The sequence below is a fragment of the Legionella cincinnatiensis genome (assembly GCF_900452415.1).
GTDB classification, from domain to species: Bacteria; Pseudomonadota; Gammaproteobacteria; order Legionellales; family Legionellaceae; genus Legionella; species Legionella cincinnatiensis.
Window position 1 is genome coordinate 1,385,716 of the sequence record NZ_UGNX01000001.1, and the last position, 22,428, is coordinate 1,408,143.

Here is a 22,428-nt window from a genome sequence, read left to right on the forward strand (position 1 = left end):
TTTATGCCTTGTATGTCGCTCAACAAACGTTATCCCGTAAAATACGCGGCATTTAATTGACAGTAAAGCTTTCTCCACAACCACATTGACCTGTTTGATTGGGATTATTAAATACAAATTTATGATTTAATCCTTGTTTTACATAATCAACATCCATTTTTTTTAGAAATGGATAGCTGGCTTTATCAACACAGACAACGTATTCTTCAGTTAAAGGTAGAATTAAATCTCCTTCTAATGGAGCTAACACATAATCTACTACATAGGACAGACCCGAACACCCTGTTTTTTTTACTGATAGGCGGATTCCTGCATGTTCAGGTTTTTTTTGTAAATAAGATATTACATGTTTTAAAGCTGCATCGGTAAAACTGATTTCAGGTGTTTTATTTTCTGCATGATGCATGATGACGCTCATGATACTACCTCTCAATTTATATGTAGACCTCTTTCATATCATCTTTAATTGTTTGCAATGAAGCAAAACCTACTGACTATGTAAGGGGTTTATTTTTGTTTTTTATTAAAAGCATGATTTCTTTATAAATACCTACGATTCTTAATGCTATAGGATATTGGGCAATAGGAATATCCAAATTTTTAATAATCAGCACATGATCAATCTGCGGTACATTATCTATAGCTTTTCCTTCTAACTGCCTGCATAACCATTCCAGGCCAGCAATCACATAGGGGTTTCCATTGGTTTTAAAGCAAGTGCGCACAATGGTGCCCTCTGAGTTGCATTGCATGTAAAACTCAATAGTTCCTTGATCTTTTTGGCTGTTTTTTACCATCACTGCAAGCGCATGATTGATATCAATGATCCCTACATGTTTTGGTAAAAAAAAGTAGTCTTGTACTATTTTATTATACATCATGATGGTGATATTTCGTGTAATCGAGTGATTTGAGTGCAAATTGTATTAATTGCATAGTCAACTTCTTCTTCTTTAGTAAAACGTCCAATGGATAATCTCACCGTACTTTGTGCCAGATCATCACTTAATCCTAAGGCTTTAAGCACGTAAGAGGGTTGAATGCTTGCAGAGCTACATGCTGAGGTAGTAGATACTGCGAGTTCATTTAATGCTAAAAGCAAAGAGTCACCATCTAATCCTGCAAAGCTTATATTCAAATTTCCAGCGATTCGTTGATGTTCATCGCCATTAAGCTGAATACCCGGTAGATGCTTTATGCCATTCCATAAACGCCTCCTATAACTTAAGATACGTGCCTGTTCTTCTTGACGCAAGAGCTCAGTTAATGCGAATGCTTCTCCCATACCTACTATTTGGTGGGTTGCTAATGTTCCTGAGCGTAGACCTCCTTCATGTCCTCCGCCAAAACTTTGGGGTTGAAGACGAATTCTAGGTTTATGTCTGACATACAATGCACCGATACCTTTAGGGCCATAATTTTTATGTGCTGAAAATGCCATTAAATCTACCGGAAGCTGGGTTAAATTAATCGGAATTTTTCCCGCACTTTGTGCTGCATCAACATGAAAAATAATTCCTTTGTGGCGTAATAAAGAACCTATAGCTTCAATATTTTGGACAACCCCAATTTCATTATTTACATGCATAATAGATACTAAAATAGTGTCGGATCTTAATGCTTGAGCTAATTGTTTGAGATCGAGCAACCCATCAGATTTTGGCTGCAGATAGGTCACTTCAAAACCATCCTTTTCTAGGCGGTTAAAACTATCGAGTACTGCTTTATGTTCTGTACTCATAGTAATTAGGTGTTTTCCTTTGCTGTGGTAAAAATGGGCGGCACCAATTATTGCTAAATTATTTGCTTCAGTTGCACCCGATGTAAACACAATGTCTTGAGGCGACGCGTGAATTGACTCCGCAATTTGGGTACGAGCATGTTCAACAGCACGTGCTGCGACTCTACCGTATTCATGAGTAGTTGATGAAGGGTTACCATAGTCTCCATCGGGCCCTAAATAGCAGAGCATACGCTCTACAACACGTGGATCAACCGGTGTTGTTGCCATGTAATCAAAATAAATTGGTTTTTTAATGATCCTGTTCACTCCTGCCTCTTTTGCTTGCCCATTCAATTGATTTTTGTACTTGGCTTAACATTCCTCTTAAAAGATTCACCTCCATTTTCTCTAAGCTCGCGCGGTTAAATAATCGTCGTACGCGTTGCATTAATCGTCGTGGATTAGACGCTTTTAAAAATTGGATCTCAATAAAAACTTCTTTGAGATGTTCGTAAAATTGTTCGATATCTTCTGCAGTTGCATATTCGTCTTGTCGTAATGCTACTTCTGCTTTAGGTGCTAATAATTTCATCCGTAACTCATAGGCAATAATTTGTACGGCTTGAGCTAGATTTAGCGAACTGTACTCAGGATTGCTTGGAATATTTATATGATAATGACATTTTAGCAGTTCTTCATTAGTAAGACCTGCATGTTCCCGCCCAAATACAAGAGCAATTTGAGTCTTATCTGCTTGCTGATTGACTAAATCCGCACAAGATGAGGGAGTTAGACCGGGCAAAGAAATTCCTCTAGGCCTTGCACTGGTTCCTAAAATGAGCTGACATCCCACCAAAGCCTCGTCTAAAGATTCTGTAACTCGTGCACTTGCTAAAAGATCATCTGCTCCAGCTGCCATTTCTTGTGCACGCAGATCAGGAAAAGATTTGGGTTTAACCAAATATAGAGATTTTAATCCCATAGTTTTCATTGCTCGAGCTGTTGAACCGATATTACCTGGATGAGAAGTTGCTACTAAAATGATGCGAATAGAGTTTAGATTCATAAAAAACAATAATTAATGTATTTCGATCATGTGATCATAACATTTAACTCTCTTTGTGCAAAAAAAGTATGATAGAATCGCCAGCTTTGTAGATTACATAGAGTATATTCATGGAACCACTTTTAAATATAGCAGTTAATGCAGCGCGACAAGCCGGTGATATAATAATTCGTCATATGGAGCAAGTGGATCGTCTTAAAATTACCGCTAAAAATAACCATGAATATTTTAGCGAAGTAGACATCAAAGCGGAACAGACTATTATTAATACCATTTATAAGGCATATCCAGAGCACGGAATTTTAGCTGAAGAAAGCGGGATACAAGAAGGGGACGGAGAAACAATGTGGATTATTGATCCGTTAGATGGAACATCTAATTATTTACATGGTTTTCCCTTTTTTTCAGTTTCTATTGCGGTAAAAGTTAAAGGAAGGATGGAACATGGAGTTATTTATGATCCCTTGCGACACGAATGTTTTGCTGCGAGTCGCGGGCGAGGAGCTCGGCTAAATGATCGAAGAATTCGTGTTTCGAAACAAACCCAACTCATGGCTGCATTATTAGGAACAGGTTTTCCATCCCGAGATATTAATGTTGCGCAAAGATATTTACCCACATTAGAAGCATTGTTGGGTAAGTGTGCTGGAATAAGAAGAACAGGATCTGCTGCTCTTGATTTAGCGTATGTAGCCAGTGGACGATTGGATGGTTTTTGGGAGTTTGGTTTACGCCCCTGGGATATTGCGGCAGGTTCATTATTAATTAGAGAAGCTGGTGGCTTAATTAGCGATTTACAAGGAGGAGATGATTTTATTAAACATGGAGATATTGTTGCAGGAACTCCTAAAGTATTTAAATCTTTGCTGCAAACTATTTCTCCTGCTTTGAAATAAGTATGAAAAGACAAGGTAATATCCCTGAAGTTTTTATACATCCGAATACTTTCCTTGGAAATTATCCAAAATTTGAACTATATTGCGCGCGATAGCGCGCTTTGTTGGTGTCTTTTTAAATGAGCATAGAAATTTTAAACATTCATCCCATTCAAAAGATATAACCTCAAGAATACCAGTCTATGCTGCCGCCGAGCATTTCATTGTTTGATAAAAATACCTTATATCTAAGTAAGTAACGTCAGTTATGGATAAAGATATAATTATAACGGGCCGAAGTAATAACCCGATCTCTTATCCGTAATTGACGTTAAGTAAACTTCAAACTGTGGTGAATTTAATTAATTAATAAATTCACCCTGTCCATTTAACAGTTAAAATGGTAGAATTTTTTAACTTAATATTTCCTTAATAAATGAATATCATTAAAACAATATTTACACTCTTTGAGATGTTTGGTACTATATAGACCATGGTGTTCGGTGAGTGTATGTACTGGGCATAATTTCATTTATTAATTTGTACTAGGAGACTTAAATGAGCACAGAAACAATGGTGCAAAGCAGCGAAGCACTTTCACATCAAGTAATTCGTGCTGTTAAGGGGTATTTGACGAGCATTAACAATAAAGACTCTAATTTGAATTTATATCAATTAATCGTTGAAGAAGTTGAAGCACCTTTATTTCGGACCGTTATGGAATTAACTCGCTACAATCAATCAAAAGCAGCGCGTGTTCTTGGTGTAAGTCGTGGGACCTTACGTACTAAATTGAAGCGCTATTTTGACGATGAGTTTATTGGAACTCGTGATTTTTAATTAATTTAACCCTAAATTCTCAATAGCATTTTTCGATTAATTATCCCCAAATAGTGGTCTTTCGGTAGGCACTCTGCTACTATTGATAACAGAGTTGGTCAGGCAATCGCTCTTTGCTGTTGCAAAGGGAGGAAAGTCCGGGCTCCAAAAGGGCAGAGTGCCAGGTAACGCCTGGGAGATGCAAATCTACGGAAAGTGCCACAGAAAATATACCGCCTTTTTAAGGTAAGGGTGAAATGGTGCGGTAAGAGCGCACCGCGCGATTGGTAACAGTCGTGGCAGGGAAAACCCCACTCGGAGCAAGACCAAATAGGAATCCATTTGGCTGTAAGGCTAACACGTGTGGCCCACACGGGATTCGGGTAGGTCGCTTGAGGCGTGTGGCGACACACGTCCCAGATGAATGATTGTCCACGACAGAACCCGGCTTATCGACCGACTCTTTTTATTTCCAGTTTTTTCATCTTCAAAAATAAAATGTAAGTTCTTATTTTTTAGTGTTTGCTAATGTGTAATTTTAGTTTTGGTCGTGCACGGCTTAGCATTCTATTCGCTATTCGGAGTAAAAATGAACACCATACTCCATACAATGCGGATAAATGCATTAAATATAATGAACGATAAGCAAGTTGAGCAACTTTGCCTCCTAGAAAGTAACGTACTTTGCCCATGCCTGAAATATCACCATAGGCACCATAGCAACTTAATGCAATTAAAGAACCTCGATCTTCATATTTAAAATCAAGTAGCTCCTCATTATTCAGTTTATTCTTCAATGATTTTGCTAAGAGATGAGCTTGCTGGTGAGCAGCTTGTGCACGTGGTGGTACAGGTTTTTCTGTAGCAATATCTATTACTTGAGCACAATCACCAATTGCAAAAATATGCTCATCATTCGCAGTTTGTAGTTTTGAGTTAATCATTATCCGATTTAAATTATCTACGGCTAACCCATCTAGAGTAGATAAAAATTCAGGCGCTTTAACGCCTGCAGCCCACACACAGATACTTGCCGGTAAAACTTTCCCACTTTTAGTGTGAATTCCTTCATGATCAATTTGACTTACAATTTCATTTGTTAAAATTTCAATTCCTAATTCTTGTAGTTTTTTAGTAGTTAAAGCAGAAAGCAATTCAGGAAGAACTGGTAAAATCCGCGGAGCACCCTCAATGATAGTAATTTTTGCTAATTTTCTAACCACATGATTAAATTGATATTTTTCAGTTTGGTTGAGGGTATGAAGTAATTCTGCACCCAATTCGATGCCGGTGGCACCTCCTCCAATAATTACAATATTAAAATCTTGGGGTGTTTCTCCTTCAGGAGTGTATTGCAGGGATAATAATTTATCTACGTATTTCTTTTGAAAATGGTTTGCTTGATCAAGATTATCAATGCTTAAGCAATGTTCTTTAACTCCAGGAGTATTAAAATCATTGCTTTGACTGCCTACGGCAATCACTAATGTATCGTATTTTAAAGTTCGTTCAGGCACTATAATGTTTTGTTCTTCATCTACTAGGGCAGCAATACGAATGATTTTTGCCTTACGATCCAAACCAATCATAGCTCCTGGTTGGTAGTTATAATGATGTGATACTGAATGAGAATAAAAATTGAGTTGATCCATATTGGAATCGAGTGAGCCTGCAGCTACCTCATGCAATAACGGTTTCCAGATATGGATTTCTTGCTTATCTAAAAGAGTAATATTTGCTAGTCCTTTCTTTCCTAAATCTTTACCTAAACGAGTAACTAACTCAACTCCACCAGCTCCTCCACCCACAACTACGATATGATGCAATTCCTTACTCATTTTAATTTTATCCTTAATTAATACTTTAAGATTGCCGAATTTCTGTTGCTTATTTAGTTTTTTGTTTCAGCATCAAGTAGCTAATGCCTAATACAACACCAAACACAAGATGGCCTACTAAAGCAGGTATATTTTGTTTTATGCCTTCAATAGTCCATTTGGCAAATAAAGGTGCGCCTGAAGAAAGGGCGGGCAGTAGTGTCATAGGACCTCCTACCCACAAAGCAAAACCAAACAGTATTCCAAGGCTTACAGCAGAAACCCAGGAGTTGATTAACCATCCTAAAATTAAAGCAAAAGCGATACCACCGCCTATGCTTACGACAGTATGAACTAGTAAACCACCCGTGATATTCGGAAGATTGATGATATTTCCTAATGTCTCAAGCATTCCAGCATGAACAAGAAAAAAAGCAAACACAATACCTGCAATTATCCCTGCAACGGCTCCTTGCCAAATCCAGTTAATGTCCTTCATGGCAAACTCCTTATTAAATAAATGCTGATCAAAATATATTTGCGATTTCACCTATGATGAGCTAATGACTCATCGTGCAAATGCATATCGTATAAAACTGCTCCTACGTCTTGAGGTATGGGTTTAAGCCAAGGGGATTTCTTAACGGCTAGCGTTGCTTGCTCGTATCCCATTTCAATACCTTCGCGTATTGATGCGGGTGAAAAGGCATAGTCTTTGGAAGAGAGATCGGTTGTTGTATGATGGCGATGAAAACGTACCATCAGCATTGTCGATTTACATCCTAGTGCTCTTAATTTTCGGGCATGCGGATCTTCTTTTATTTTATCTGGAAGCATATCATAAAGAGCAGAAATGGCATGTCGCATTTCGTGAGCTTCACTAAAAGACTTTATGACTCGTTTATAATTACTCGCATAACTGATGTCTTTATGTCTTAATAAGACTTGGTCTAAATTAGAAGGCAAATCCCCATCGGGATCAAACAAATGTACCATAAAGCACAACGTATTTTTGCGAGGTAAATCATTCAAAATCACCTCAATCGGTGTATTGTTGACGATTCCACCGTCCCAATAATATTCTCCATCAATTTTTACCGCTGGAAACCCAGGAGGTAACGCACCACTTGCCATAATATGTTCGGGGTATATCTTTTGGTTTTTTGTATCAAAATGGACTTCTTGTCCGTTATCCACTCTTACTGCAGATAAAGTTAAGCGAGTCTTACCACTGTTCAAAAGATCAAAATCGATGAGATTTTCCAGGGTATTACGAAGTATTGATGTGTCATAAAAACTGATTTCCTCAGGAACAGCCTGATGAATAAAATGAGGGGATATCATGCGTGGCTGAAAAAAACCAGGTTGGCCTAAGAGTAGGGTTGCATGGGCATGCCATTGATTATACAACTTCCTTAGACCCTCCTCTGAGCCCCAATAATACCACCAATTTAAGGATTCAGGGGAGCTAATTATTTGCCAGAACTCTTTTAGCTTTTTCACCCGATCTTCTGGTTTATTACCAGAAACAATAGCCGCATTAATTGCACCAATTGATATACCACTCACCCAATCAAAATGATATCCAGCGTGTTGTAGGGCGTCAAAAACTCCAACCTGAAAAGCTCCTAAAGCACCTCCTCCCTGAAATAAGAAGGCGACTCTATCCCATATTGGCTTTCCTTGCATCTTCTTAGCCATATTAACCTCTCTTCCCAAATTAATACTAATCCATATTAAAAAAATACAGCACTTCTTCTGAAAAATTAATTATTTCCATTCCATAGTTACTTGGCGTTTCTCAACTTATTATGGGGTGAATGATTAATAATATTTAGTATTAATTTTTTATTATTTCAAGCAAATTACTCGCTATAAAAAAATTTGTGGGGGTGGATAGGTAGTTCTAAAATTTATTTTTTGATCCTTATATTTTTTGCAACACGGTCGATACAAATCCGGTTGCAAAAAAACTAAGCATAATTAAGCATCTTTTGGTTTTGCCATACCAACGAATGCTACTAATCCATCGCCTCCTGTATTTAATTGTCCCTCAGTAATGGGAACAGGTTTCCAGTTATTGGTAACCCAAACATTGCCTGCGGGATCGATTAATACATAGGTTTGTCGCATTAAAGGACTAAAGGTGGGTGGTTGATTTTTTCCTCTCAGAGGATCGCCATTGGGCAAGCGCACTTGCGTTCCGCCTGAGGGTAAGGTATAGCCTGTTTCTGGTGATATACCATCTCCTGGTATAGTACTACCTGGAGGACAGGTTACCGGCTGATTGCCGCATAACTCACTTACTCTTGCTTTAAAGGGTTGGGAGCCTAGGGGCTGAGATTCAAAATTTCCCACCCAAATATGATCATTTCCATCAATTGCTAACCCCCAGGGGCCTGCAATTCCACCTCCTGTATAATTCCCTATAATATTATAATTATCTCCGTCAATCTGATAAACAGATGAGCTAATAGGGGTTGTATTATCCACAGTTGAAGCGACCCAGATATTGCCAATCGAATCTACAGCAATTTCTTTAAGCCTTAAACCTACCGGGCTGATAATTTTTAATAGCTTAATACCTGCCTCTGTTAACCTATAGACATAAACAGATCCAGGGTTTGAAGAACTGTCTTCTGGCAATTGTACTGCTCCGTTGTTTGTGACCCAGATACGTTCTTTTTTATCGATTGCAATGCCAAATGGGTAGCTCATGTCCGGTTCTTGATACGATATAGCATCATTTGGTAATCCTTTACGAAAAACCACTACTTTATTATTGGCAACACTTGCCATCCAAATGTTATTATGTTTATCTGAAACAATTCCTTGAACACGATCTAATTCATTCGGCGGTGCTGATTGATACCCATCCGGGCCAGAAATGGGGTGACCTAATGGAGTCAATTGAGAGGCGCTTCCATTGGGAATACAGGTGCTACAACTACCCCAACCAAAATTACCTTGCCAAATAGTGTTGTCTGCAGCAATACATATTCCCAATCCACCGCCTAAAAGTCCACCGCCAAAGATAGGTGAACTTGGTGTCCAATTTTTGCCATCTGCAGGGGCTCCATTGCTTTTGAGTACAATCATACAATTGCTGGAGTCAGGAGTACCTTGAATGGTGTTATTAGTTATCCAAATAAAACCATTTTTATCCTGAACCATTCCACCAGGACCTCCAAAAGGGCAAGAGGTATCATTCCCTGAATGGTTAAATTTCACTGCAATCGTCCATGCGTCAGGTTCTGATTGAAACTCAGGGAAAGGCAATTCGGGTATTGTTAAAGACGGGATATAAACCGTTGTAGTTTGTGCCAAATTAAATATTCCTGAAACATTATTGGAAGGATGTCTTGCGACGCTATAAATGGCCGCCAATACATTAGCGGGTCTCGCTCCATTAAAGGTAGTTTCATTATATAAAAAGGTACAATCACTTCCCCCATTTCTCACGCAAGGCAACAATAAATTTGCTAAAGAACCTAACGACCGTTGCGCGTTTGTTTCGAATGCATTTGGGGGCGAAGCAATTATCGAAGAGAAGGAGCCAGTCATAGGGTCAACTAAATTATGGTTCATTTGGCTGGCAATATTTAAACCTTTTAAAGAACCTTGCATTAAAGAAGATCCTAATAAAAGTTTTGATGGATCTAAGAACTGTGCCATAGCATAAGCGGTAGCCACCGTGGTCAGTTCATTTACTACAAGAGTGGGTATTATTTGGGTTCCCATGACATTAGCGAGTACTAAGTCATTTCCCTTCCTGGCAATTACAAAAAAGGTATAATCTTTGTATGTTTTTAAGGTGCCAGGGGAGAGCGCGATAAAAAACTCCCCATTGGCATTGGTTAGCGTACTTCCCACAATTTCAGAGCCATTAGGCCCTGCTGCATAGATTGTTACCGAAGCATTATTGATAAAGAGAATATTATTCGCAATACCTGATTGTACTTTGCCTGTAATTTCGGCTAATTTAATATTCAACTCATTGCCTGCACTAGGCTGATAACATTGATTGGGATTTCCTTGACTGCAAAGAATCGGGCCTCCTACCACAGCTCCTGAAAGCTCATTGCCATGAACCTGTAAAGTCAACGTGCAGAATTGATGATACCCTAAAGGCAAGCTACAGCCTGATGAGGTGATGCCCTTTATGGGCTTCATTATCAACTGATGCGTTCTATGTGATTGATTGGTTACTGTATATTTAATAGTGGCGTTACTGGTTTTCCCGACTGTGACTGTAGGAGGGAAATTTCCATCAGGTGTGAATGTCCATACAGGGGTTCCTGCGTAACTCATTCCCATAGTTAAAAAAATTAAAATAACAATACCTATTTTATAAATTCCATGTTGTTTCATGTTGCAATCCCTAAGTAATATATTGTGATGATAAAGAGTTAGTTTCGATCAATTTCCGCTTAAACGTTTCTTCAAAAGAAGATTAATTTGTTCAGGATTTGCTTTTCCTTTAGTTTGTTTCATTATTTGCCCAATAAAAAAGGCTAATAATTTTTCTTTTCCTGATCTGTAATCAGCAACTTGCTCAGGATATTGTTTTATTAACTGAGCAATCATCTCTTCCCAAAGAGCGGTATTATCTGATTGACGAAAACCTTCACGCTCAATGATAGTTTCAATATCTTTTTCACCAGACCAGAGTAAAGTAAAAATGGTTCGGGCATGATTTAGAGAAATAATATTATCCTGTAACTTATTGAGTAGATTTGCCATAATATTTGCCGCTACACGAGGTGTATCAAAGGTGAGATTTTCTTCATTCAACGCTGCAGTATATTGTCCTTTTAACCAATTAATGATCATTTTTTCAGGGGCATGGCTTTGTGTCTTTATTTCTTTATAAAAATAATAAGTTGCGGGCGAAGAAAGAATAAAATTAATGTCTTCTTCGTTTAATGAAGGAGTATTTTTTAATTCCAGATAAATTTTATCGGGAAGATCTGGTAAATTATTTTTTACTTCAGAGATAAGAGAAAGGGGGATTTGAATGGGTAATAAATCAGGATCGGGAAAATAACGATAATCATTTTCATTTTCTTTACTGCGCATTGCATGAGTAGTATGCGTATCAGGATTATAAAGACGAGTTTCTTGGGTTACTTGTTGTCCACTTTCCAATAAATCCATATGTCGCGCTTGTTCATACGCAATTGCTTTTTCAATAAAACGAAATGAGTTTAAGTTTTTTAATTCAGTTCGTGTCCCTAAAGTAGAAGAGTCCTTAGGTTTTAATGAGAGATTCACATCACAACGAAAATTACCCTCCTGCATGTTCCCATCACAAATATCCAAAAACTGAACTAGTTGATGCAGTTTTTTGAGATAGCTAACAGCTTCATGACTGGAAAATAAACAGGGAGTTGTTACAATTTCCAATAATGGAGTGCCTGCACGGTTCAGATCAATACCACTATAACCCGCATGTACTCCATGCAGTGATTTACCTGCATCCTCTTCCAAATGGGCACGTGCAATTAAAACTTCTTTTTCACTGCCATCCTTTAAAGTAATGGTTAATTTACCGTTGCTGATAATTGGTTTTTGAAATTGGCTGATTTGGTATCCTTTGGGTAAGTCTGGGTAAAAATAATTTTTGCGCTCAAAAATGGATTGATCTTGGATTTCTGCTTGGATGGCTAAACCAAATCGGATCGCCATAATGACCGCTTCTTGGTTTAATACGGGTAAGACTCCCGGAAGTCCTGCATCAATAAAGCATGTTTGTGAGTTAGGAGTAGAGCCAAATGTAGTAGAGGCGCCAGAAAAAAGCTTAGATTTTGTTTTAAGCTGAATATGTACTTCGAGCCCAATGACAGTATCCCATTCCATAGTTCGCCCTTATTGATTTGGACTGGCTAAATGCCAGTTGGTCTGTTGTTGATAATGGTGAGCAACCTGAAGCAAACGGTGTTCGCTAAAATGCTTGCCCATAAGTTGCAGCCCTACGGGTAACCCTTGAGCAAATCCTGCTGGTATGGAAATTGCAGGGAGTCCGGCAAGATTAGCCGCGACAGTAAAGACGTCCGCCAGATAATTTTGAATGGGATCTGCAATTTTTTCGCCGATCTTAAAAGCACATGTTGGCGAGGTTGGCCCCAAAATTATATCTACTGTTTTTAAAGTAGTGACAAGTTCTTCCTGGATTAAACGACGAATTTTTTGTGCTTGCAAATAGTAAGCATCAAAATAACCTGAAGAAAGTACATGAGTTCCAGTAAGGATACGACGTTTTACTTCAATACCAAATCCTTCACTACGCGTGTTGCGAATGAGCTCTGTTAAGCTTGTTGCTTTATCACTGTGGTAACCAAAACGCAGCCCATCATAACGCGATAAGTTAGATGACGCTTCAGCGCAAGCAACTACATAATAACAAGGCACCCATAATGGCTGTAGTTGCAAATCCAACTCAATAATTTCAGCTCCCATTCCCTCAAAAACATTTACTGCTGTACGAATTGCCTGTTGTACTTCTAGTTCTACTTGGGGTTGAAAGAAACAGGAGGGTAGGCCAATTTTTAGTTTGGTTAAGGACTTATTGAGTTCTTCATAATAATTAGGAATTGTTGCTTCAACGGAGGTTGAATCTTTGGAATCATGTCCGGCCATTGCTTGGAGCACCAGAGCTAGATCTTCAGCACTTCGGGCCAGAGGTCCGGCTTGATCAAGGCTGGATGCATAGGCAATCATTCCATAACGCGAAATAAGGCCATAGGTGGGTTTTATTCCACTAATTCCGCATAAAGAAGCAGGTTGTCTTATTGAGCCACCTGTATCAGAGCCGATTGCAAAAGGGATTAGACCTGCAGCTACGGCTGCTGCAGAACCTCCAGAAGAGCCTCCTGGAACTCGCTCTTTATCCCATGGATTTTTGACGACACCAAAGTAACTGTTTTCATTGGATGAGCCCATGGCGAATTCATCCATATTAGTTTTACCAATAAGAATGGAGCCATGTTCTAAAAGCTTATTCACCAGAGTTGCTTCATAAGGAGCTCGAAAATCAGCAAGCATTTTAGACGCACATGTCGTGGTCATTCGCTTAGTACAAAATAAATCTTTCAGGGCCATCGGAATTCCAGTGAGTACTTTGCCTTGGCCATTTTTTAATTTCTGATCGGCTTTTTGGGCTGCAAGCAGGGCGTATTCTTCATCAATGCTAATAAATGCATTTAAATCGCTTTGTTTTTCGATTTGTGTCAGATAGTGTTGCGTTAATTCAACGCTAGAAAGTTCACCTTGGTGCAAAGCATCGGAGTATTGTTTTAGAGATAAGATTTCCATAGTTATTTACTCTGTTCTATCACTTGAGGTACTAGATAAAGCTCATTTTCAAATTTGGGTGCAAGTGCTGCTAATTCAGTCACGCACGTTTCTTCCGTAACCAGATCCGGTCTTAGGCATTGATTTAGAGCAAGGGGATGAAAAAGTGGCTCTACTCCTTGAGTATTGACAGCACGCAATTGATCTACAAAATTCATAATGGCATTAATATCTTCAATAAGCTTGGGTGAATGTTCTATATCTGTATCGAGATAGGCTAGTTGAGAAATCTTTTCTAACTCTTTTACTGAGATGGTCATAAATTAGGTACCTTTCACGTTGAATCCTTATTATATCTAGGATGTAATAACTTACAAATATAATTATATTTTTGGTGAGGCGTGCTAAAGCCCGGGTTCAGCTGCGTTGCACCTAGGCTACATATATGGAGCATCAGTAGCTTCTGTGCGTATTTTTCGGAGCGATTTTTGTTTTCTTAGTAAAACGTAACAATGCTTTGCGAAATGGTTGAGTTGTAGTTAATGTTGCAGCCAATTATCTTTTTAAATAAGGAAACTCGTCGTATAACAATTGGACTACAGTAGGTAGTAACTCCTTATTTTTTACAATAAGAAGCACTGTATCATCGCCTGCAATAGTCCCCAAAATGCCGGAGTTTGGGATATTCTGAAGCGAAAAAGAGACATATTTTCTATCAATGTAAAAAGCAAGACTGTTTGCGTTTCCGGGATGGGTATGGAGTATTATGAGTCCATAATCCGAAATTTGCATATTCAAAACTAAGGGTAAATTGGGTAGATTAAAATCGATTACCTGATAAGTGCCACCAATTTTCGCAATTTTTAGTTTTTTGAGTCGACGCGATAAAGTTGCCTGAGGAATCGTGAAACCTCGTTTTTTTAAAGCATTTTGTAAATCAATTTGTTCTTCAATTTGTTCTGTCTGCACAATATTTAATATATGTCCATCCAAAGCGGGATCTTGGCTCATTGATATCTTCCTTTTATTCGATATTTTGAATATATAGTCACTTTTTAGAAATTATATTCATAATTCCTTGACAAAACAAGAGTGGGTTGTTAAATTTAAAAAACGCATAAAAACTGGATTTAAATTCAAATGAAGATCATATTTTCTATTGTTTTAACAAGCTTAACTTTTATTATATCTCTATGTTATGCCGATATATCTGATGAAAATACAAAAACAATTCACTTTGCCGTGGCGGCAGAATATCCACCATTTGAATATAACGACTATGGGGAAATTAAGGGATTTGATATTGATCTTGCCCGTTTAATTGCTAAAAAACTAGGTAAAGAAGCCTATTTTGATGCCATGCAATTTAGCGGTATTTTACCTGCGCTAAGCTTGGGGCAGGTTGATGCAGCGATTTCTACAATTACGATTACAAAACAGCGAAAAAAGAATTTTGATTTTACAGAACCTTATTATTTCGAAAGCATGGCAGCAGTTTTTCCAAAAGAAAAACCAATTAAAAATGCAAGAGAATTAACTGATAAAAAAATAGCAGTACAATTGGGGACTACTATGGAAATTTGGTTAAAAAAGAACGTGCCCAATGCCAATATATTAGTGATGGATAATAACAATCAAACTATAGCGGCATTAAAAGCAGGGCATGTGGATTTAGTTTTGGTAGATGGAATACAAGGAGCTGTTTATAGTCAAAAAAATCCCGGATTGTCTTTTGCTGTTATCGCTCAATCAGCAGATGGTTATGGTATTGCACTAAAAAAAGGCTCACTTTTAACACAGCAGATCAATAATGTGTTACAGGATTTGGATCAAAGTGGTGAGTTATCCAAACTGAAGAAAAAATGGTTGGGGGGTGCCCAATGGCAGAATTAAATCAAGATATTCTTTATATAGGTGAAGGAATTTTAGTCACTTTAATCTTGTTGTTTGGTGGTTTGTTGATAGGAACTTTATTGGGAACCTTGCTGGCGTTATTACGTTATCAAGGAATAATGAAACCTCTTATTAATGGATTTATTTCGATTATGCGAGGAACCCCAGTAATTTTACAGTTGAGTTTTATTTATTTTGCAGCACCTGCATTAATTGGAATTAAAGCAAATATTATGGTGGCGGGACTAATCACGTTTGGTTTAAACAGTTCCGCATATATAGCTGAAATTTTGCGAGCAGGCATCGACCATTTACCAAAGGGGCAGTTTGAAGCGGCAAAAACACTACACATTCCAAATTTTTATTTATGGAAAGATATTGTTTTACCACAAGTAATTAAAAATGTTTTACCTGCTTTTATTAATGAAATGATCGCGCTACTTAAAGAAACTGCTTTGATTGCGACCATTGGTGGTATGGATTTGATGCGTAGAGCACAGTCTGTTGCTGCTGAGCAATTTACTTATTTTATCCCTCTTTGTATTGCGGGTTTTTATTACTATGCGTTAGTCCTCTTAATTGAATCTTTGGGCAAAAAAATAGAACAAAGGGGAGCTTTATGTTAACCATTAATAAAGCATGTAAGTACTTTGGTGAAGTGCTGGTATTAAACAATTTAGATCTTCATGTTAAAGCACATACTGTACTTGGTTTGGCGGGACCATCAGGAAGTGGAAAATCTACATTATTGCGTTGCGTGCAACAGTTAGAAACCTTGGATTCAGGGACAATTGAGGTGGTAGGGAAAAGTGGTTTCATGTTCCAAGATTTTCAACTTTTTCCTCATATGACTGTAATGCAAAATTTAGTGTATGCACCGCAATTACACCACAAAAACGTAAATCATGAGGAGCAAGCACATACTTTCTTAAAGAGTTTGGGTATTAGTGATAAGGCATATGTTTATCCCCAACAGTTATCTGGAGGACAAAAGCAGCGTGTTGCCTTAGCACGAAGTTTGATGATGAAACCCCAGTTGCTACTTTGTGATGAACCTACATCAGGTCTTGATTTAGCAACGATTGATGAGGTGATTAGTTTATTAAATTCAGTAAAGTCTTTGGGTGTTACGATGATCATTGCTTCGCATGATCTTGATTTCCTAAGCAAAATGGCTGATCGATTAATTATTCTTAAAAACGGCCAATTAGTCGCAGATGTAGTTCCTAAAGAATTAGCTGAACCAATAGCACATTTAAAACAATATTATCAGGAGTAAACGATGACTGAATCCATAAAAAAAATTGTTCTTGCTTATTCAGGCGGCCTTGATACCTCAGTGATGATTCCCTGGCTTAAAGAACATTATCACCAAGCAGAAATTATCGCGATGGTTTGTGATTTAGGACAAAATGAAGATTTAGCTGCAATTAAGGAAAAGGCAATTAAAAGTGGTGCTACAAAAGCCTATGTGATGAATGTTCAAGAGGAATTTGCCAGTAATTATCTCTGGCGATTAGTAAAATCAGGAGCACTTTATGAAAATCAATATGTTTTAGGCACTATTTCTCGACCTTTAATCGCGCAAAAATTAGTTGAAATTGCATTACAAGAAAATGCAGATGCAATAGCTCATGGAGCAACTGGCAAGGGTAATGATCAGGTGCGCTTTGAATATACGATAAAAGCTTTGGCTCCCGAACTTAAAATTATTGCTCCATGGCGAATTTGGACGATAAAGTCAAGACAAGAAGCAATAGAATATGCCAAGTTACATGGAATAGAAGTGCCGGTAACACCTAAATCTCCTTATTCACGAGATCATAATCTTTGGTATATTTCGCACGAGGGTGGGGTGTTGGAGGATCCAGGACAACCCAAACCGAATGATTTGTTGTTAATGACAACCGCTTTAGAGCATACGCCCAATCATTCAGAGCTCATACATATTGATTTTGAACAGGGTATACCTGTTGCTCTAAATTCTAAAAAAAGATCCCCAGTTGAATTGCTGAACGAATTAAATCAAATAGCAGGTGCACATGGAATAGGTGTGGCTGATATTGTAGAAAATCGATTGGTTGGAATGAAAATCCGAGGCGTGTACGAAGCTCCAGCCGCGGCAGTACTTTATAAAGCACATCAAATGTTGGAAAGTTTATGCTTGGATAGATCAACATTGCATTTAAAACAATCCTTGCAACACATTTATGCCAATTTTGTATATGAAGGGCGTTGGTTTTCTCATGCTAAAAAAGCATTGGATGCCTTGATCGATGTAACCCAACAGCATATTACGGGGACGGTGGAGTTGCAGCTATTTAAAGGAAATATTATTTTTGAGGGTATGCATTCACCTTACAGTCTTCATGATCCTGCTTTAGCTACTTTTGAAGAGGATAGTGTTTATAATCAAAAAGATGCCGAAGGGTTTATTAATTTATTTTCTTTGTCAGCACAAGTCTATGGCAAGGTACATAAAAGCAAGGAGAATTGTAATGAGTCATAAAACTTGGGGCGGAAGATTTAAGAAAGCATTGGATCCCAGAGTGATGCATTTTAATGCCTCATTGCCTGTTGACAAGATACTTTTTAAGCACGATATATTGGGAAGTCAGATCCACGCAAAAATGCTTGCTCGCCAAGGACTTATTACGCAGAGTGAAGCGGACTGTATTTGCAATGCTTTGACAGAAATTGGTCATGAGCTCGAAAACAAGACTCACGAGTTTGATGAGTCTTGCGAAGACATTCATATGCTCATTGAACAATTATTGATTGCTAAAATTGGTGAGGTGGGTAAAAAGCTGCATACAGGCCGCAGTCGTAATGATCAAGTTGCTTTGGATCTAAGGTTATATTCTCGTGATATGGGATTACATATTAGCCAGCTCTTAAATCATTTACTTCATGTTTTAGAAGACCTCGAAAAATGCCATGCTCAGGAAAAAATGCCGGGTTATACTCACTTGCAACAAGCTCAGCCTATTTATTTAGGCCAATTTTTTGCAGCTTATCGTGCCATGTTTCATCGCGATTTAGGACGTTTGCACGATTGGCACGAAAGAATGAATTATTCCCCTTTAGGCGCGGGAGCCTTGGCAGGAAGCACTTTACCACTCGACAGAGTATGGGTGGCACAAACTTTGGGGTTTACAGGGATTATTGAAAATACATTAGATGCAGTAAGCGATAGAGACTTTATTATTGAATTTTGTTCCGTTGCTGCAATAGTCATGATGCATTTATCACGTTTGACTGAAGATTTAATTCTTTGGGCAACACAGGAATTTGGTTTTATCACACTTGATGATGCATTTGCTACGGGTTCTTCTTTGATGCCCAATAAAAAAAATCCTGATGTTTTAGAACTCATTAGGGGAAAAAGTGGTCGTGTTTATGGACATCTCATGGGTATTTTAACCGTAATGAAAAGCTTGCCCCTGGCTTATAATAAAGACATGCAAGAAGATAAAGAAGGGTTGTTTGATACTGTAAATACATTGAGTGCGTGTTTGGAAATCATGATTCCTTTCTTACAAAGTGTACAATTCAATACGAACCTGATGCAACAAAAGGCTAATAGTGGCTATTTAGATGCTACGGCACTTTTAGAATCATTGGTATTGCAAGGAATGCCATTTCGAGATGCACATCATCAGGTTGGGATGTGGGTTAAAGAAGCAATAGAGAATAACTGTTCTTTAAGTGAAATTATTAAAAATCAATGAGATGTTCTTTAAACAAATCTGCGATTACAAGAGGGGTACTGTTTACATATCGCGCTTTATGCGCGATATCGAACCTTAAAAATTCTAAAAAATGGTTCCCTTAGGTTCGCACTTTTGGAAATGGGTTACTGAAATCCTGGTTGACTGAGTTGAGATAGTTTCTTCATCTCTTTTGCGGCTACTTTAATGGTGTTATAGGTCTTCATTAAGATTGCTTCGATATTTTCCAATAATACTTCTTATTTTTTAAAAGTTGCATTAATTGAACTACTGGAGTAATATTTGTCCTTTTTTGCAGGGGTGTGACCTCAGATTAATGTAAGCAAACAATGACACAATTCACCAAATAGTCATTTTACGCATCACCCAAAGTATTCTTATTTTGTCTTCCATAAAATTTTATGAATGATCAAGTGGTTTAAATGAACAGATTTACAATTAAGATGTGCTGAAGCAAATCATTAATGGTGTTTACAAACACTAAATGATCAAATAAAATACAAAAATTAATTTACAGGAAAAGCCATGCACGATAAATTTGAACATTTTAATCAGTTGCCCAATGTTATAAAAGGTGAAATCACTAAGTTTTTACCCACCAAAGAGTTCCTAGACCTTTCTATGACTTCAAAAAGTAATCATAATTTGTTCAGAACAAATCAACACTTAGCACCATTACAGGAGGCTAGAAAATTTCTCCATCAAGTTGTTCGTGGAAATCATGAAGCTGTAGCAGAGATGCTGAAAAAGAATCCGGCTTTAATGCATATCAGGGGACAAGTGACTGATTTATCAGGCCGCAAATTTACCCATATTAGTGGTTTTGAATACGCTATGTGGGCTTTAGATAAGCACATGTGGACGAAGATGCTTGATTGTTTACCTAAAACAGCAGAAGGTGAAAAAATAAAGACGGTATTAAGGACACAATATCAAAGGATAAAAGAAACCGGTGTAACCTATGAACTTCATGGTGTCATCACGCAAACGCCAGAAAAGCATTTTGATTTTGAAGGTACTATTATTAAGGAACTTCAGGAATATGTTGATAAGGATGATGATAATCAATGGCGAACTGGTGTTGGCAGTGCTCAAAAATTATTGCCTATTCATGTTGTTTATGAATACTGTAGTGACACGCCCTTTTATCCGGTACCTGATTTTAAAGAACAACCCAAGTCGTCAACAGAATTTTATAATTGGTTAAATAATGGCGAGAAAGAATCTTGGTTTTGCGAGGGGTCTAAGTTAGGTATTGATTTTTCAATATATAAAGGCTGCCCCCGTGTGGTGGCCGTTGCCGCGTATGTTCTTGCCGGGGCCTGCGTTCGCATCGATTTAAATGCCATAACGGCGCTGGGCGTGGCCAGAACAAAAGATTTTCTTGCGCTAGAAAATGATCTCAAACCATGTTACTTGTCTGAACACCAGTATAAGAACTGATATTCGTTAAGCGCTGGGTATATTGCTGTAACAGTTCGGCGGCATACCCTGCCGCTCGCCTGTCCCAACAAACCTTCAAAAACCATAACAGCAAGTCAATGTAGTGCCAACTTGCGCTTGTTCTAACCCACCAATGACACCATCGATGCAAGTAACGTTTGATTTTTAGGGGAGAAACCCCATCGATAACCATCGATTTGACTTGCTCGCGCGCCTTTCTCAAAGTCCTCGGATGAGGAACGATGTTTGATTCCAAGCTAGGCTGCTCTTCTGATTGACATAGTGTCTCTGCCCCCCACAGAGGATATATTTTGTTCAGATGATGCTTGATGATAAGCAACATGAGCCACCTGTGTTACATTGGTGTTATCCAGAGGTCGCGTTTCTGGATATTGGATACCTAAAAAGTGAAAACCTTTATCAATTGCTCCTATTCGCGTTTTTTTGCCAGATAATTGCAATTTTCTTTCTCGTAAGACCTTCATCAATCGTTGTTTACATCGCTTCAAGCTACGCGCTGAAAAATCCTCTCATTTTTTTGAATAGCTAAAAAAGGATGCAAGCGATGGAATCTTTTGATCTAATAAGAGTTCCTACACAATCATTAGATAAGAACCATGCTTGCAGATGTATTTTGTCAGAACTTCATTACTAAATCACTTTCTTGGATGCACACAAAGACAAGAAAAAGCATAATCAACGAAGCGAGAAGTTTATTAAAGGGTCAAACCTACTTAAGTCTGAGTAGTATTGGAAGGAATTTACCTGGAAAGGCAAAAGTAACACATAAAATAAATAGGTGTTGGCGTTTTTTATCCCATAAAAAACTTTCTCAAAATCAAGTTGCCCTTTACAAAAGCCTGTTCAAAGACATGCTTACGGGGTTAAATGAGCTATTAATCGCAGTAGACTGACGGGTTGTTGTCGTTCAGATATTCATATGTTACGTGCAAGTTTAGTACACGAAGGCCGCTCAATCCCTATTTATAATGAAATCCACTCCCAGCACGATTTGGCAAAAGAAGAGATACATACCCAGTTTTTAATTCACTTAAAAGAGATTTTACCGGAAGGGAAGAAAATCATTATTATCACAGATGCAGGCTTCAAAACACCTTGGTTTACTCGCGTTAATCAACTCGGTTGGTATTTTCTTGGAAGGGTAAGCGGTACACTAAACTATCGTATGAATACCGACAAAAAATGGAGCCCTATAGCGAAGTTACATTCTGACATTGCTCGTGGAGAAACCCAATATTTTGGCATCGGTCAATTGGGACAAGATTCCAAAACACGCACTCACGTTTTATTTACAGGCTATTGGGGTGAAAAAAAAGGGACGCAAAAATCCCAAACCCAAATATCCCGACGTTGAAAAGAGATATTCTAAAATGTATTCCGAACCTTGGATTTTGGTATCCAATCTTCATCAAGACCTCTCCTTGGATGTGGAAAATCAACAAGAGACCGTAGCCATTTTGGCACGGGAAGTATATAGCAAAAGAATGCAGATTGAACAAAACTTCCGAGATGATAAGAGCGAGCGCCTGGGATTCGGTTGGCGGTTTAGTAGGACAAAAGATAAAAACAAAATAAGTCTTTTAATACTCATCACCACCATCGCCACACTAATCCTTTGGATGATTGGATTTGCCGCTGAAAAAAAGAAAATTCACTATCACTTTCAAGCAAATACTCTACGTACTCATCGAGTGCTTTCTTTCCTCTATTTAGCGAAACAGCTAATTATCAATGGATTGAAATGATT

Annotated in this window: 23 protein-coding genes and 1 other RNA gene; 11 read left to right on the forward strand and 13 right to left on the reverse strand. The window is 38.1% G+C overall.

Annotated elements, in window-relative coordinates; genetic code table 11:
- Nucleotides 1-52 precede the first annotated feature (52 nt).
- The 4 genes from DYH34_RS06110 to trmJ form a co-directional block, all read right to left on the reverse strand.
- Nucleotides 53-418: a HesB/IscA family protein gene (locus DYH34_RS06110; RefSeq protein ID WP_058465997.1), complete on the reverse strand. Its 366-nt coding sequence runs from the start codon at nt 416-418 to the stop codon at nt 53-55.
- A gap of 76 nt (nt 419-494) precedes the next feature.
- Nucleotides 495-881 carry an iron-sulfur cluster assembly scaffold protein gene (locus DYH34_RS06115; RefSeq protein WP_172465404.1) on the reverse strand — a complete coding sequence of 129 codons (387 nt, stop codon included), beginning with the start codon at nt 879-881 and terminating at the stop codon, nt 495-497.
- Nucleotides 878-2,050, reverse strand: a complete 1,173-nt coding sequence (locus DYH34_RS06120; RefSeq protein ID WP_083502802.1) for an IscS subfamily cysteine desulfurase — start codon at nt 2,048-2,050, stop codon at nt 878-880. The genes DYH34_RS06115 and DYH34_RS06120 overlap by 4 nt, the downstream gene beginning before the upstream one ends.
- Nucleotides 2,034-2,789 (reverse strand): tRNA (cytosine(32)/uridine(32)-2'-O)-methyltransferase TrmJ, encoded by a 756-nt coding sequence (gene trmJ, locus DYH34_RS06125; RefSeq protein ID WP_058465998.1) that lies wholly within the window; start codon nt 2,787-2,789, stop codon nt 2,034-2,036. Before trmJ ends, DYH34_RS06120 begins: the two co-directional genes overlap by 17 nt.
- 110 nt (nt 2,790-2,899) lie before the next feature.
- Between trmJ and DYH34_RS06130 the strand changes: the two genes are divergently transcribed.
- The 3 genes from DYH34_RS06130 (at nt 2,900) to rnpB (ending at nt 4,951) form a co-directional block, all read left to right on the forward strand.
- On the forward strand, nt 2,900-3,685 hold the full coding sequence (locus tag DYH34_RS06130) for an inositol monophosphatase family protein (RefSeq protein ID WP_058465999.1): 786 nt from the start codon (nt 2,900-2,902) through the stop codon (nt 3,683-3,685).
- A gap of 537 nt (nt 3,686-4,222) precedes the next feature.
- Entirely contained in the window at nt 4,223-4,504 is a 282-nt protein-coding gene (locus DYH34_RS06135; RefSeq protein WP_058466000.1) for a helix-turn-helix domain-containing protein, read from the forward strand.
- A gap of 90 nt (nt 4,505-4,594) precedes the next feature.
- Nucleotides 4,595-4,951, forward strand: an RNA gene (rnpB, locus tag DYH34_RS06140) — RNase P RNA component class A.
- Nucleotides 4,952-4,998: 47 nt separating this feature from the next.
- Here rnpB and DYH34_RS06145 read toward each other — a convergent pair.
- The 8 genes from DYH34_RS06145 to DYH34_RS06180 all read right to left on the reverse strand — a co-directional run bounded on the left by DYH34_RS06145 (nt 4,999) and on the right by DYH34_RS06180 (nt 14,604).
- Nucleotides 4,999-6,321, reverse strand: coding sequence for an NAD(P)/FAD-dependent oxidoreductase (locus tag DYH34_RS06145; RefSeq protein ID WP_058466001.1), 1,323 nt, complete (start codon nt 6,319-6,321; stop codon nt 4,999-5,001).
- 49 nt (nt 6,322-6,370) lie between these two features.
- Nucleotides 6,371-6,799, reverse strand: coding sequence for a hypothetical protein (locus tag DYH34_RS06150; RefSeq protein ID WP_058466002.1), 429 nt, complete (start codon nt 6,797-6,799; stop codon nt 6,371-6,373).
- Between the two features lie 47 nt (nt 6,800-6,846).
- Entirely contained in the window at nt 6,847-8,001 is a 1,155-nt protein-coding gene (locus tag DYH34_RS06155; protein WP_058466003.1) for a patatin-like phospholipase family protein, read from the reverse strand.
- A 282-nt stretch (nt 8,002-8,283) separates the two neighbouring features.
- Nucleotides 8,284-10,671 carry an NHL repeat-containing protein gene (locus DYH34_RS06160; protein ID WP_238589559.1) on the reverse strand — a complete coding sequence of 796 codons (2,388 nt, stop codon included), beginning with the start codon at nt 10,669-10,671 and terminating at the stop codon, nt 8,284-8,286.
- 48 nt (nt 10,672-10,719) lie between these two features.
- Nucleotides 10,720-12,159, reverse strand: coding sequence for an Asp-tRNA(Asn)/Glu-tRNA(Gln) amidotransferase subunit GatB (gatB, locus tag DYH34_RS06165; protein WP_058466004.1), 1,440 nt, complete (start codon nt 12,157-12,159; stop codon nt 10,720-10,722).
- Nucleotides 12,160-12,168: 9 nt separating this feature from the next.
- Nucleotides 12,169-13,614 carry an Asp-tRNA(Asn)/Glu-tRNA(Gln) amidotransferase subunit GatA gene (gene gatA, locus DYH34_RS06170; RefSeq protein WP_058466005.1) on the reverse strand — a complete coding sequence of 482 codons (1,446 nt, stop codon included), beginning with the start codon at nt 13,612-13,614 and terminating at the stop codon, nt 12,169-12,171.
- A gap of 2 nt (nt 13,615-13,616) precedes the next feature.
- On the reverse strand, nt 13,617-13,913 hold the full coding sequence (gatC, locus tag DYH34_RS06175; RefSeq protein WP_058466006.1) for an Asp-tRNA(Asn)/Glu-tRNA(Gln) amidotransferase subunit GatC: 297 nt from the start codon (nt 13,911-13,913) through the stop codon (nt 13,617-13,619).
- 235 nt (nt 13,914-14,148) lie between these two features.
- Nucleotides 14,149-14,604: an arginine repressor gene (locus DYH34_RS06180; protein WP_058466007.1), complete on the reverse strand. Its 456-nt coding sequence runs from the start codon at nt 14,602-14,604 to the stop codon at nt 14,149-14,151.
- 129 nt (nt 14,605-14,733) lie between these two features.
- Between DYH34_RS06180 and DYH34_RS06185 the strand changes: the two genes are divergently transcribed.
- The 6 genes from DYH34_RS06185 to DYH34_RS06210 all read left to right on the forward strand — a co-directional run bounded on the left by DYH34_RS06185 (nt 14,734) and on the right by DYH34_RS06210 (nt 20,660).
- On the forward strand, nt 14,734-15,486 hold the full coding sequence (locus tag DYH34_RS06185) for a substrate-binding periplasmic protein (RefSeq protein ID WP_058466008.1): 753 nt from the start codon (nt 14,734-14,736) through the stop codon (nt 15,484-15,486).
- Nucleotides 15,474-16,112, forward strand: coding sequence for an amino acid ABC transporter permease (locus tag DYH34_RS06190; protein ID WP_058466009.1), 639 nt, complete (start codon nt 15,474-15,476; stop codon nt 16,110-16,112). Before DYH34_RS06185 ends, DYH34_RS06190 begins: the two co-directional genes overlap by 13 nt.
- A complete protein-coding gene (locus DYH34_RS06195) occupies nt 16,106-16,765 on the forward strand; it encodes an amino acid ABC transporter ATP-binding protein (RefSeq protein WP_058466010.1) in 660 nt (219 codons plus the stop codon). Before DYH34_RS06190 ends, DYH34_RS06195 begins: the two co-directional genes overlap by 7 nt.
- A 3-nt stretch (nt 16,766-16,768) precedes the next feature.
- Nucleotides 16,769-17,995: an argininosuccinate synthase gene (locus tag DYH34_RS06200; RefSeq protein ID WP_058466011.1), complete on the forward strand. Its 1,227-nt coding sequence runs from the start codon at nt 16,769-16,771 to the stop codon at nt 17,993-17,995.
- On the forward strand, nt 17,985-19,217 hold the full coding sequence (gene argH / locus DYH34_RS06205) for an argininosuccinate lyase (RefSeq protein WP_058466012.1): 1,233 nt from the start codon (nt 17,985-17,987) through the stop codon (nt 19,215-19,217). Before DYH34_RS06200 ends, argH begins: the two co-directional genes overlap by 11 nt.
- A gap of 525 nt (nt 19,218-19,742) precedes the next feature.
- A complete protein-coding gene (locus DYH34_RS06210) occupies nt 19,743-20,660 on the forward strand; it encodes an F-box protein (RefSeq protein ID WP_115342568.1) in 918 nt (305 codons plus the stop codon).
- A gap of 257 nt (nt 20,661-20,917) precedes the next feature.
- Here the strand turns inward: DYH34_RS06210 and DYH34_RS06220 are convergent, their stop codons facing one another.
- Complete coding sequence (locus DYH34_RS06220; RefSeq protein WP_058466039.1) at nt 20,918-21,145, reverse strand: hypothetical protein; 228 nt, start codon at nt 21,143-21,145, stop codon at nt 20,918-20,920.
- 455 nt (nt 21,146-21,600) lie between these two features.
- Between DYH34_RS06220 and DYH34_RS06230 the strand changes: the two genes are divergently transcribed.
- Both DYH34_RS06230 and DYH34_RS06235 read left to right on the forward strand, forming a co-directional pair.
- Nucleotides 21,601-22,035 (forward strand): transposase, encoded by a 435-nt coding sequence (locus DYH34_RS06230; RefSeq protein WP_058466041.1) that lies wholly within the window; start codon nt 21,601-21,603, stop codon nt 22,033-22,035.
- Between the two features lie 16 nt (nt 22,036-22,051).
- On the forward strand, nt 22,052-22,426 hold the full coding sequence (locus DYH34_RS06235) for a hypothetical protein (RefSeq protein WP_058466042.1): 375 nt from the start codon (nt 22,052-22,054) through the stop codon (nt 22,424-22,426).
- Nucleotides 22,427-22,428 lie beyond the last annotated feature (2 nt).

Coding starts and splice junctions, on each gene's coding strand:
- DYH34_RS06210 (WP_115342568.1), top strand. CDS start 19,743: ATGCACGATAAATTTGAACATTTTAATCAGTTGCCCAATGTTATAAAA.
- DYH34_RS06190 (WP_058466009.1), top strand. CDS start 15,474: ATGGCAGAATTAAATCAAGATATTCTTTATATAGGTGAAGGAATTTTA.
- DYH34_RS06230 (WP_058466041.1), top strand. CDS start 21,601: ATGTTACGTGCAAGTTTAGTACACGAAGGCCGCTCAATCCCTATTTAT.
- DYH34_RS06150 (WP_058466002.1), bottom strand. CDS start 6,799: ATGAAGGACATTAACTGGATTTGGCAAGGAGCCGTTGCAGGGATAATT.
- DYH34_RS06160 (WP_238589559.1), bottom strand. CDS start 10,671: ATGAAACAACATGGAATTTATAAAATAGGTATTGTTATTTTAATTTTT.
- DYH34_RS06180 (WP_058466007.1), bottom strand. CDS start 14,604: ATGAGCCAAGATCCCGCTTTGGATGGACATATATTAAATATTGTGCAG.
- DYH34_RS06220 (WP_058466039.1), bottom strand. CDS start 21,145: ATGAAGGTCTTACGAGAAAGAAAATTGCAATTATCTGGCAAAAAAACG.
- gatA (WP_058466005.1), bottom strand. CDS start 13,614: ATGGAAATCTTATCTCTAAAACAATACTCCGATGCTTTGCACCAAGGT.
- DYH34_RS06155 (WP_058466003.1), bottom strand. CDS start 8,001: ATGGCTAAGAAGATGCAAGGAAAGCCAATATGGGATAGAGTCGCCTTC.
- DYH34_RS06235 (WP_058466042.1), top strand. CDS start 22,052: ATGTATTCCGAACCTTGGATTTTGGTATCCAATCTTCATCAAGACCTC.
- gatB (WP_058466004.1), bottom strand. CDS start 12,159: ATGGAATGGGATACTGTCATTGGGCTCGAAGTACATATTCAGCTTAAA.
- DYH34_RS06145 (WP_058466001.1), bottom strand. CDS start 6,321: ATGAGTAAGGAATTGCATCATATCGTAGTTGTGGGTGGAGGAGCTGGT.
- DYH34_RS06195 (WP_058466010.1), top strand. CDS start 16,106: ATGTTAACCATTAATAAAGCATGTAAGTACTTTGGTGAAGTGCTGGTA.
- gatC (WP_058466006.1), bottom strand. CDS start 13,913: ATGACCATCTCAGTAAAAGAGTTAGAAAAGATTTCTCAACTAGCCTAT.
- trmJ (WP_058465998.1), bottom strand. CDS start 2,789: ATGAATCTAAACTCTATTCGCATCATTTTAGTAGCAACTTCTCATCCA.
- argH (WP_058466012.1), top strand. CDS start 17,985: ATGAGTCATAAAACTTGGGGCGGAAGATTTAAGAAAGCATTGGATCCC.
- DYH34_RS06130 (WP_058465999.1), top strand. CDS start 2,900: ATGGAACCACTTTTAAATATAGCAGTTAATGCAGCGCGACAAGCCGGT.
- DYH34_RS06185 (WP_058466008.1), top strand. CDS start 14,734: ATGAAGATCATATTTTCTATTGTTTTAACAAGCTTAACTTTTATTATA.
- DYH34_RS06135 (WP_058466000.1), top strand. CDS start 4,223: ATGAGCACAGAAACAATGGTGCAAAGCAGCGAAGCACTTTCACATCAA.
- DYH34_RS06110 (WP_058465997.1), bottom strand. CDS start 418: ATGAGCGTCATCATGCATCATGCAGAAAATAAAACACCTGAAATCAGT.
- DYH34_RS06200 (WP_058466011.1), top strand. CDS start 16,769: ATGACTGAATCCATAAAAAAAATTGTTCTTGCTTATTCAGGCGGCCTT.
- DYH34_RS06115 (WP_172465404.1), bottom strand. CDS start 881: ATGATGTATAATAAAATAGTACAAGACTACTTTTTTTTACCAAAACAT.